The 11,121-nt window shown below is 39.7% G+C and carries 8 protein-coding genes; all 8 read left to right on the forward strand.

Annotated features, from left to right (window positions below):
* Nucleotide 1: 1 nt before the first annotated feature.
* The 8 genes from AC07VK_RS23710 to AC07VK_RS23745 all read left to right on the forward strand — a co-directional run bounded on the left by AC07VK_RS23710 (nt 2) and on the right by AC07VK_RS23745 (nt 11,116).
* Entirely contained in the window at nt 2-706 is a 705-nt protein-coding gene (locus AC07VK_RS23710; protein ID WP_492963571.1) for a hypothetical protein, read from the forward strand.
* The gene (locus tag AC07VK_RS23715; protein ID WP_492963573.1) at nt 703-1,944 is read left to right on the forward strand and encodes a hypothetical protein; all 1,242 of its coding nucleotides are present in this window, start codon (nt 703-705) and stop codon (nt 1,942-1,944) included. The genes AC07VK_RS23710 and AC07VK_RS23715 overlap by 4 nt, the downstream gene beginning before the upstream one ends.
* Nucleotides 1,932-2,294 (forward strand): type IV pilus modification PilV family protein, encoded by a 363-nt coding sequence (locus AC07VK_RS23720; RefSeq protein ID WP_492963575.1) that lies wholly within the window; start codon nt 1,932-1,934, stop codon nt 2,292-2,294. Before AC07VK_RS23715 ends, AC07VK_RS23720 begins: the two co-directional genes overlap by 13 nt.
* Nucleotides 2,281-2,757 (forward strand): hypothetical protein, encoded by a 477-nt coding sequence (locus AC07VK_RS23725; RefSeq protein WP_492963577.1) that lies wholly within the window; start codon nt 2,281-2,283, stop codon nt 2,755-2,757. Before AC07VK_RS23720 ends, AC07VK_RS23725 begins: the two co-directional genes overlap by 14 nt.
* A gap of 1 nt (nt 2,758) precedes the next feature.
* Complete coding sequence (locus tag AC07VK_RS23730; protein ID WP_492963579.1) at nt 2,759-3,898, forward strand: type II secretion system F family protein; 1,140 nt, start codon at nt 2,759-2,761, stop codon at nt 3,896-3,898.
* Nucleotides 3,899-4,162: 264 nt separating this feature from the next.
* Nucleotides 4,163-4,726: an OmpH/Skp family outer membrane protein gene (locus AC07VK_RS23735; protein WP_492963581.1), complete on the forward strand. Its 564-nt coding sequence runs from the start codon at nt 4,163-4,165 to the stop codon at nt 4,724-4,726.
* The gene (locus AC07VK_RS23740) at nt 4,710-5,330 is read left to right on the forward strand and encodes a hypothetical protein (protein ID WP_492963583.1); all 621 of its coding nucleotides are present in this window, start codon (nt 4,710-4,712) and stop codon (nt 5,328-5,330) included. The genes AC07VK_RS23735 and AC07VK_RS23740 overlap by 17 nt, the downstream gene beginning before the upstream one ends.
* Before the next feature lie 17 nt (nt 5,331-5,347).
* The gene (locus AC07VK_RS23745) at nt 5,348-11,116 is read left to right on the forward strand and encodes a hypothetical protein (RefSeq protein ID WP_493053061.1); all 5,769 of its coding nucleotides are present in this window, start codon (nt 5,348-5,350) and stop codon (nt 11,114-11,116) included.
* Nucleotides 11,117-11,121 lie beyond the last annotated feature (5 nt).

Below are 11,121 nucleotides of genomic sequence, written 5' to 3' on the forward strand. Positions count from 1 at the left end.
TATGAAATTGCAATTATTTCTTTCTGCTTGCATTCTTTGTCTAAGCGCTATCTGTATGGCCCAGAATACTTTTCCTGAAATTGGAAATGTAGGTATTGGTACCCTCAACCCTATAGGAAATCTTGACATTTTTACATCAGAAAATACCACAACTACGCCACTGATCTCTTTACGCTCAAATTTTCACTTTGCAGGTAATTATGGGATGATCAGGTTTGGTGATTATACCCAAACGGTACAGTACCAAAAAGGTGCCATTATTTACGAAAGCGTTTCAGGGTCGGCACGTGGAAAGTTCCATATTGCGATGGAAAATACGGATAGCCCGGGAAGCGTAACATTGGCAGATGCAAGACTTACAGTTCTGTCTGATGGAAATGTAGGCATAGGCATAACCAATCCGACCGAAAAACTTTCGGTAAATGGAAAGATTAAAGCTAGGGAGGTAAAGGTAGAAACAACGGGTTGGCCTGATTATGTTTTTGCTACAGATTACCGTCCACTCACTCCGGATGAACTAGAAAGATACATCTCGGTTAATAAACACCTGCCTGGCCTTCCATCAACAAAAGAAGCCGAAGAGAATGGCGTTGAACTAGGGAAAATGAATAAAAAACTGCTTGAAAAGATAGAAGAACTCACGCTCTACATGATCAGCCAGCAGAAAGAAATTAAAGCATTAAAGGAACAGATCAATAAAAAATGATGCTAAAAGCCGGCGCTTTATATTTCTCCATTGTAGTTGCTTTCATCATTGCGATGATCTGTGCCTCATTAATCATGTTGGCCGCACATTATCGTGGAAGCTACCTGAAAGAAATGCGGATGGCGAGGCTAAGCAGGAATATGGACTCGGGCATTGCCTATGTACTTGCCGAAAATGAAAATGCAAGCGATAGTGTAGAAGGCCTGGATCTTTTCGGTGATCAAACAGACAGTGTGCTCATCGCAAAAAAAAAATGGGGGATCTTCACGCTTGTTACAGTAAAAAGTTTCGTGCTGAGTGATACGCTAAAGCGCGGTTTTTTGACAGGGCTCGAAACCACCAATGATGCTTTAGCGGTATACCTGAGTGATGAAGACCGGCCTTTGTCGGTTAGTGGCGATACGCGGATTACGGGTGATGTGGAGGTGCCCAAAGCAGGTATGAGAAAATCTTACGTGGAAAGCAGGCCATACTCTGGCGATCAACTGGTTTATGGAAAGATACAGGATAGCAAAAGAACGCTCGGAGGTCTGGAAAAGAAATGGATCACTGAAATAGAGGAGAAACTGGATTTTGATCCGTCAGCACTTTCGGCATTAACAGCAGGCGATGAGCATGTTTCTTTTTTCGCTGCGGCAAAAGAATTCGATGTGTCGCGTTTGACAAAGATAAGCAATAACCTATCTGGTCAGATCATGCTCTATTCGGACACTACGGTACGGATTTCTGCCGGTGCAAAACTCGATAACACCGTAATCTATGCAAAAAGCATTGTCATTGCCGATGGTTTTAAAGGAAACTGTCAGCTTTTTGCGCGTGATTCGATCATAGTAGGGAATGATGTAATGCTCAGTTACCCATCAGTACTGGCCCTGATCAGCAAGGAGAAAACGGTTGATCAGGCGAAGATTACTTTGGGTACTAACGTTGTTTTTGAAGGCATCATACTCAGCTATGAACCCAAAAGATCGGCACTACAGACCTTGGTTGGTTTAGGTGAAAAAACAGTAGTCAAGGGCGAGATCTATGCGACAGGATTGATCAAACTCGAAAAAAGAATAAAGGTAGAAGGAAAGGTTTCCTGCAACCGTTTTATCATGCAGACGCCAACAACACTGTATGAAAATTTTCTGGTAGATGTGACCTTAAATAGAAAGGCAAGAAACCGTGTTTACCTCACCTCAGCCATATTTACCGGGGTTTTGGGCAACAGAAAAATACTCAGATGGGAAAATTGAAAGGAAAGAAATTAGCGGGATCAACACTGATCGAAGTGTTAATCGCGATGGTGATCATCATGGTGGTTTTTTCTATTGCGATGGGGCTTTTTTCCAATGTGCTCCGCGGTGGGGTTTCCTATCAAAAAATACAGGCAATGAATCAAATGGAACTGTTGAAAAATGAGGTCGTACAAAACAAAAGATTTGAGCGTGATCATGTGATGATTGACAGTGTAGATTATGAATTCACCAGCAAAAGTTCAGCTGTTTCAGGGATAGCGATTTTGGAAATTAAAGCCAGACAGCGTGGAAAATTACTGGGCAATATACGTTGCTTTTACCCGATAGAAGACAATGAGGGGTTTTAAAGTTAATGCCTACACGCTTATGGAGGTAACATTGGCCTTGTTGCTCTCTGCCATCTCGATTACGATATCTTATACTGCGTATGGATTGATTGGAAATTACTATAAAACTTTTGGCCGTCGAAGTGAATCAGCTGATGTGGTGCTGTCCCTGAGGCATGTGCTGGAAAAGGATTTTTTAAACGGAAAATATGTTCTTCATGGAGAAGAGGGCATTGAGATCGTATCAGACAGTTCCAAAATAGATTACAAATTCACGGATGGATGTATTACGCGCGAAATCAACATGTTGCATGTTGATACTTTTAAGGTAGCACCGTCACATTTTGTGTCTTTTTTTGAGGGCCGGGAGGCAGTACAAGCAGATACCTTGGACGAAATACGTTTCGTTATTCAACTGGACAGCACAGTGAGCGTGCCACTTGGGTTCCATAAAAAATACAGTGCTTACGATTTATTTAGATAAAATGGCTTCGATAAACATTTCTGCTTATCAGACTAAAAAGAAAACGGTTAAAAAAATCAAAGGCAGTAATCCCTTTGATTTTATGAACAAGGATATTTCCTTTGGTGACGGGCAGCTTCCTGATAAGAAAAAAGAAAGTTTTTACAATGAACTTGGAACTTTGATACGCTCGGGCATCGATATCAGGACTGCATTGGAACTTACTTCGAGCTCATATCGTGCTGATAAAGATAAAGTGCTTTTTTCTGCTATCCAGCAAAGTGTAATCAAAGGGCAGTCACTCTCGCAGACACTCGAATCTCAGCATAAGTTCAGCCGGTATGAATATTTTAGTATCCGTATCGGAGAGGAAACGGGTCGGCTGGGGGAGGTGTTGGGAGAACTGGCCAAGTATTATAAATCCAGGATCTCCCAACGCAGGAAGATTATCGGTGCAATTACCTATCCCCTGCTGGTTTTAAGTACTTCATTTGCGGCCATATTCTTTATGATCAAATTTGTGGTTCCAATGTTTGCCGATGTATTTAAACGTTTCGGGGGCAAGTTGCCTTATATTACTGCACTTATACTTCGTTTTTCTCAATGGTTTGATGAGTATATTTTTCTGTTAGTGATTATTTTAGCAGGGTTGCTCTGTTTTTACTTTTTCAACCGGAAAAAGTTATGGTTCAGAAAATTCAGTACGCTTGCCTTATTAAAAATCCCGATTGTGGGGGATATTGCAGCGAAGATATATCTGGCCCGTTTTGCCAATACCATGCGCTTACTTACCGGAACTTCTACACCGCTTTTGCAGGCACTGGAGATGGTACGCCAGATGATTGCCTTTTATCCCATAGAGCAGTCGCTCATGACGGCTGAAAAGGAGATTTTGGTAGGGAGCAGTCTTTCTGAAGCGCTTGGTAAACATACATTTTATCCAGCCAAATTTATTCAGATGATCCGGATTGCAGAAGAGGTAAACCGCCTGGAATATTTCTTTGAGCAGCTTTCTCAACAGTATACCGAAGAGGTGGAATATAAGACAAATGCCATTAGTGGATTACTGGAACCTTTGATTATTATTTTCCTTGGATTGGCCGTAGGGGTTATCCTCATTGCCATGTATCTGCCGATGTTCCAGATGAGCAATACTTTTTAGCGGTCTGATTATTCTAAATGATTTACCACAAGTCTTGATGTGGGAAGGGACGGCTTTTGAATTGCGGCATTTTGTAAAATAACGGAATTCTTATCTGTCCCAAGAAATTTCGTCACTTCAAAACACACGTTCATGTTAAAGAAAACATCGTTCGTCAAATGATTTACTTGAGATTCGAATAAGAAATTATTTTTACCTGGCTAAGAAATATTTCTTAATGCTTGAAAACTGCACCATTGCAATAAAAGATAAAATAATTTAAAAATGTCAAAATTCCCTAATTGGTCCAAATCCTTTCAGCAAGTATTTAATCTAGTGGTTCTTGTTTCGGTACTTGTGTTATGCGGCTATGTGCTTTTTTTTAAAAAGGATGAAATTGCATACGTCGACTCCAGTAAAATCCTTTCAGAGTTTAAGGGTGCAGAAGAGGCGAAAACAGCTTTTTCTAAAAAAACAAAAACATGGCAGCTCAACATTGACTCACTGACTACAGAAATCCAAGATGCGATAAAAAAATACGAAAAAGATCTGGCAACTATGCCTGTTAAAGAACAAGAGCTCTCTAAACAGCTGCTCGGATCTAAACAAAAGCAGTTATCAGATTATCAAAATGCCATTAGGCAAAATGCGCAGCATGAAGATAGCAAACTTAGCCAGGCAGTAGTAGCCCAAGTTAATACCTATCTCGTTAAGTATGGAAAAAGTCACAAATATAAATTGATACTTATTGCGAATCAATCGGGTACTATAGCGTATGCCCGTGAAGGCTTGGATATTACGAAAGATGTGATAGAAGGATTAAATAAGGACTATGTTGCAGCAAGATAAAGGTTTAATTGCTAAATATAGTAGGCTGCTGTTATTCGGTTTATGTATGCTCATTTTCTGTGGGTGCAACAGAACCTTAAAAACTAAACCTGAAATTCTTTCATATATAAATGATAAAAAAAATGGCTTAGTAAAATTTAGCCAAAGTAACGAAGTGGACTGTAAAGTCACTTTTCTGCCTTGGCAGACACAGGCCTATAACAATGATCTGCTGAAATTGGCTGTTGATCAAAAAACTAAATCTGCTCTTAAAACTAAGTATTATTTTCTGATCAGTTTATCAAAGGACAATAAGGAAATTTTAAGACAATTGAAATCAAGTGAATATAGTGAGATGGTTCAGGTTTTGGCTTTTAGGATGACTGATTTTGTGAAAGTGAAACTTGGCAATGGTAAAACGCTAGAACCTTTAAATTGTCTATTTCAACAAACTTACGGGTTATCCAAAGCTAATGAGCTGCTTGTAATCTTTCAAGAAAGCGAGTTTGAAAAAGCAGAAACCTTTAAAATTTACATTAGTGAGTTCGGTCTGGGGACCGGAAACCTGTCGTTTCTATTTAACAGAGACCAAATACAAAAATTGCAACATCTTTTACAACTTTAACAACCATGATAAAACGCTTGAAAAAACCACTCGCTGTATTAACGCTGCTGATTATTTTAACGCAGATTTTTATGCCAACTATATCTTTTGCCTTAACTGCAGGGCCAACTTCGCCAGAAGCAACTAGCTTCGAACCTATCGATACTACCGATATGGTTAATCCGTTAACAGGGGATTTTACTTATAATATGCCCTTGATGGAAGTTCCAGGCCCAGAAGGAGGGTATCCGCTTTCACTTTCTTATCATGCAGGGATTCAGCCAAATGAAGAAGCTTCTTGGGTAGGCCTTGGATGGACCTTAAATCCCGGGGCTATAAACAGGAGTGTCAATGGATACCCTGACGATTTTAGCGGCGCGAACCAGTCGGTCAGGTCTTACTGGAGCGGAGGTTCCACTAAAACAGTTGGCGTTGATGTAGGGATCGGTTTGGGGCCGGCTTCAGTAAATTTTGGCTTAGAGTTTTCACAGGACACCTATAAAGGTTTTGGGGTTGGGACTTCTATGGGGGTTGGTATTGCAGTTGGGAAATCTCCGTTTAGTATCGGCGTTTCTGTCGGAGTTTCTCCATATGGAGAAACCTATGCGGGTTTGAATGTAGGGCTTTCTGGGGGAAAAGCTGGCGAAGAGGGGCTTAAGCTTGGAGTGGGTATTGGTGTAAATACAAATTTTGAATCTTTAAATGCAGGTGCAAGCGCGGGCGTAAGTTATTCGAATGGCAGTAATTATAGTGCATCACTTTTAGGCGCGTCAATTAGCTCCAGTGGGGGCGCTGGTGCGTTATCCGTTGGCGGTATACAAGCCTCTGTGAATAATGCAAATGCAGGAAAGATACAAACAGAATCTTCCGGATGGTCCTTTACAATTCCTTTGCCTATCGTAAGTGTAGGGATAAGTTCTAGATACACGCGATATTGGTCTGACGAAAAAGCAAGTGTGCTAACAAATGGTTCACTGTATGCTCCTCTTTCGCCTGCAGATCTAAATAATAACGCGTATGATACTTACCGTTTACTCAATCCCAATCGCGCTAATATTGTAGATAGCCCTGATCCGGACAGATTAATAGGCGGAACTTATCCTGACTTTGACAATTATAGCGTTAGTGGGCAAGGGATAAGCGGTAATATCAGGCCTTATGCTTATCAGGCTAGATTATATAAACAAAACGTGATAAACAATTCGGATAATAGCAATAATGTTTATGCCAGGATACTTCCTTCTAATAAGGAAAACGCGAATTCCTATTCCTTTAGGTTTATTAATGATTTTTCAAATAGTTATCGTCAGGGGCATAGTAATTCAGGCATGGATGCGTTAAATTTCGATAACCCCTCATATGGAAACAATGATGGTACTTTTGGATATGATCAAACTGAGAATAAATTAGCAGGCTCTAAAGATGTTCAGTATTTTACGTTTGAACAGTGCAATTCTGGTTATGCAAAATCAAAGGGCTTTGTTGGAACAAGATATGAATCAGGACCTTGGTCAAATGATAAACAAATTGCTGGTTTTATGATTACCAATGCCAGTGGAGTCAAATATCACTACTCTCGTCCTGTTTATTCTGAAGATGAAGAAGTATATACAGAAAATTTAAATCGAAGTGGGGGATTGAAATACAATAAAATTAATCGACGCATGCCTTATGCTACAGCCTGGCTATTAACCGCTATTACTGGTCCGGACTTTGTTGACAGAAGTGAAGAAAATATGCCAGCTAGGGATAATTGGGGATATTTTGTGTATTTTTCTTATGGACAATGGTCTAACTGTTACAGCTGGAGAAATCCTTCTGAAGGATTTCATAGGGATATCGATGGCGCATTTCAAAGTCGTTCCAGTGGTCAAAAAGAGGTATATTATTTAAATACGATTAGAACACGATCACATATTGCTATTTTTCAGAAGAGCGAAAGAGCGGATGGGAAAAGCATCAAGGATTATGGAGGTAGTCCTGTTGCTAATGATTACACCGTATCTCCAATGAAACTCGATAAAATCTATCTGATGAAAATTGAGGATTACAAGAGATTGACTACTACTCCTCCTAGTGGTGGTAATCCTAATGCTGACCATGTTATTACCCAATGGATAGTCAGAGAACCGAAACGTTCAACAGCAGATTTTTATTCAATACTTGCGAATTATAACAATGTAATTGATGACGAAGATATAAATCGGAAATACAATGAAGTTAAGGCCGCATCAATCCGATCGATAAAATTTAATTATGACAATTCGTTATGTGATGGAACATACAATAGTTATTTTTTTAACTGGGCGAACAATAACATGTCACAGAAAAAAATAGGAAAACTTACATTGCTTTCAGTAGAAAATCTTGGAAAAAATGATTCGAAAATAGCTCCGCCAACCGAATTTGAATATGATTTAGATCCTACAATAGCTGAAAATCATGATTTTGTCCAGCTTAATGATTCGGGAAGCCAGAGACAGATATTGGTAAACCAGGCAAATACCTTTGAGAGTGGAGATATTCTCAAGTTCCCGATGGGAAGCCAAACATACTTTTGTGTAGTGCTCAACAAAAGCGGCAATGTCCTGAGGGTACAGTATATCAATTCTTCACCACCGGCAAATACATCAACTTTTGTTAATGCGGTGAAAACAAAAAACCCTCCCTACAATAAAGATGCAGTCGACATATGGGGTATGTTCAAATCTGATTATACTGGTAATATAGGTAATGAGAACCTTAACAGGACAACAACAGCGGTATCTAATAAGTCGACTGATGCCTGGTGCCTGAGGAAAATCAAAACAGCCCTTGGTGCAGATATAGCTATCAGATACGATGGTGATGAATACAGCAACGTCGTGTTGAACAGGAATAAATCTTACGTCATCAGGAATTTTGAAAACGCTGGTTCCCCGAACCTGTTCCGTTTTACGCTCCTCAATAACGACACAGATCTGAACGAGATTCTCAGTGTCGAGAAAAAAGCGAATTTCCTTTTAATGAAGACAAAAATCAAGGTTCCACCTTTTGGGGGAATTGAATATGACCACGAAGTAATCAATACGGCAAATTATCCCGCTCCGATTGTTCAATCGATTATCGGTAACCAGGTTACAATAAAAGTGGCAGATGAATTGAAAAATGCAATCACCTCACTAGGAGGTTACCTGCAGACTTATATTGCAACTGGAAATCTGACCACTAGAAATATAGATCGTTTTTATGGAGGGGGAATCAGGGTGAGAGATATTTCTATAAATGGTCTTGATGGATATACGAGAAAAACTAAATATGGCTACAATTTCCCATCGGTAACGGGATCAAATAATATATCGTCTGGAACGACGGCTTACGAGCCAACGATTTTCGATATTGATGAAGTAGTACAGGCCATAACTCCAACAAATGTAACCGGATACGTTGGTTATTCCAATGGGAACACATTAGAAACCTACATCCGGAACTACAGGAGAGAACTGTATAAGGATATGAATTATCTTTTAAGTATTTCTCGCGAATTGCCATCTCCAGGGGTCATGTACGAGTATGTCGATGTCCAGGATGAAGATATTGCGCCAGATGGGACTGTAGCAACTGAGGATGGTAAAACAATGTATCAATATGAAGTATTTACCTCTGGAATGATTGGCAAAAAGGAATATAATTATGCCGAAAGTTCAAATACCCGTTTAATTAATATGTCTATAAAGGACTATACGAGCAGAATTGGCAATTTAAAGAGGATGGTTACTTATGATGACCACGGAAATAAGCTTACCGAGGTGATCAATCACTATTTACATGATCCAATATCGAATAAGTCTTTCGACCAACAGGTGTCCAGCTATGATAATTTGCTAGCGGGTTATAATTATCAAGGAGTGATACAAGAGCGTTACGGTGATGCGAGGACCATTATGGAAAATGGCACTGCGATGTATAAAACCATAATGTCAGGTCGTGATTTTTATCCTGCTATCCAGACTGGAACTACACAGATTGACTACAAAAATGGAACAAAGGTACAACAGGAAAATCTATCCTATGATTTTTATAATGGTTTGGTGTCTAAAGTGTTAACGACTGATGGCTATGGTAATCGGTTTGTAAATGAAACTGTTCCGGCTTATCGGATATACCCGGAGATGGGTTTGAGGGTTAATGAAGCAGCAAATGGTAAAAGAAAAAACATGCTTACACAGCAAGCGGTAAATAAAATTTATAAGGTAGATTTTAATAACCAGCCTGTAGGGCTCTTATCTGGAACAGTACAGACATGGGGCATCGATGTTCCGGTAATCGACCCATTTGGTGACAATACGACTATAGGCCAGGCCGATATATGGAGGAAAAAGGCAAATTACAGCTGGATTCCAGAAGGAAGCTCAACGAATAATATTACCGCAATAGGGTCCTTTCAGGATTATTTTGCCGGTGGCGCTAATAATCCTAGCTGGAAACAGACCTCGGAAATTAAGCTTTATGATGTTTATTCTCATGCATTAGAAGCTACCGACATAAATAAAAAATATGCTGCTACTAAAATGGGGCATAACAGCTCAAAGGTTATTTTAAGTGGCGGTATGGCAAGATATGCAGAAATCGCTTATTCGGGGGCTGAGGATGGATTTATTAAAAACGGGGAGACGGTTTTTGGAGGAAATGTAAAAACAGGTAATGGTACAGTCGTATCTACCACTGCACACACAGGAATACAAAGCCTTTCTCTTCCGGGCAGCGGAAAAGGATTTACTTACGCTGTCTCATCGGCTGAACTTGATCCGAACAGAAGAAGTTATTCCGTTTCTGCCTGGGTAAAGCCCGAGGCAGGAGATATTTCTGGCGCACGGTTATTTTATCAGGTTGATAATGGTACTGAAACATATAATAATCCAACATTTCAAAAACAGGCTGCCGGATGGTATCTTTTAGAAATGACCATTCCGGCTAGCGCAGTGAATAATGGAACACTCAATGTTGGCGTTAAAAATCTTGGCACCTCTAACGTTTATGTTGATGATTTTAGATTTCACCCTGTTGATGCAGTAACTACTGCTTATGTTTACAATCAATTTGGTGAGCTAAGCCACATATTAGACAATAATAACTTATTCTTAAAATTCGAATATGATAACGCAGGAAAATTAGCTAAAACTTATAAAGAAGTACTCGGGAAACCAAATACTCCATTGATAAAAGAGTACGCCTATAACTTTGGTAAAATGACCCGTGCATCCTGGCTCAATACCGGTAATACAAGATGCGAGCAACTGAATGGAACTTATACCGGTTATGAGGAAATAGAACAAAAAGACAGTAATCCTACCAGCCAGACTTATAATCAAATTAAATGGATTAAAGGTAATCTGGTTAATAACTGCCTGCCCACTCTTTATGCGCGCTTAGAACCAAATTATACCTACTACTCTTCTTATGCTGAAGGAGCGTTTACAGTACGTTTTTTCGCCAATGCCGCTTGTACAATTCCAGCAAGTACGGGCACCACACTTACCGTTAATTATCAGTTAAATGAAGATATTTCAAGTGGTACAGGTTCCCAGCATCGGGAATATAATTATTCCAGTAATGCCAGCGCTGGAGTAAGTGAGTTTCTCCTATGCAATTATATTACCTATCAATGTGGAAATATAGCTATTGATAACGTAGCAACATCGCAAAAGTCTACCGTGAAGTCAGCTTCTGTGCAACGCGTAGAAATGGTCCCACCTGGCGATGATTCCAGTTGTACTAACCGATCAGTTTTATTATTGCCTGGAAACGGATATACCATTGTTAATTAGATCTA

The sequence above is a fragment of the Pedobacter sp. GW821-FHT01D05 genome, assembly GCF_059422505.1.

What these genes read in the sequence shown, in the direction of transcription:
- AC07VK_RS23710 (WP_492963571.1), top strand. Translation starts at nt 2, where the DNA reads ATGAAATTGCAATTATTTCTTTCTGCTTGCATTCTTTGTCTAAGCGCT.
- AC07VK_RS23715 (WP_492963573.1), top strand. Translation starts at nt 703, where the DNA reads ATGATGCTAAAAGCCGGCGCTTTATATTTCTCCATTGTAGTTGCTTTC.
- AC07VK_RS23720 (WP_492963575.1), top strand. Translation starts at nt 1,932, where the DNA reads ATGGGAAAATTGAAAGGAAAGAAATTAGCGGGATCAACACTGATCGAA.
- AC07VK_RS23725 (WP_492963577.1), top strand. Translation starts at nt 2,281, where the DNA reads ATGAGGGGTTTTAAAGTTAATGCCTACACGCTTATGGAGGTAACATTG.
- AC07VK_RS23730 (WP_492963579.1), top strand. Translation starts at nt 2,759, where the DNA reads ATGGCTTCGATAAACATTTCTGCTTATCAGACTAAAAAGAAAACGGTT.
- AC07VK_RS23735 (WP_492963581.1), top strand. Translation starts at nt 4,163, where the DNA reads ATGTCAAAATTCCCTAATTGGTCCAAATCCTTTCAGCAAGTATTTAAT.
- AC07VK_RS23740 (WP_492963583.1), top strand. Translation starts at nt 4,710, where the DNA reads ATGTTGCAGCAAGATAAAGGTTTAATTGCTAAATATAGTAGGCTGCTG.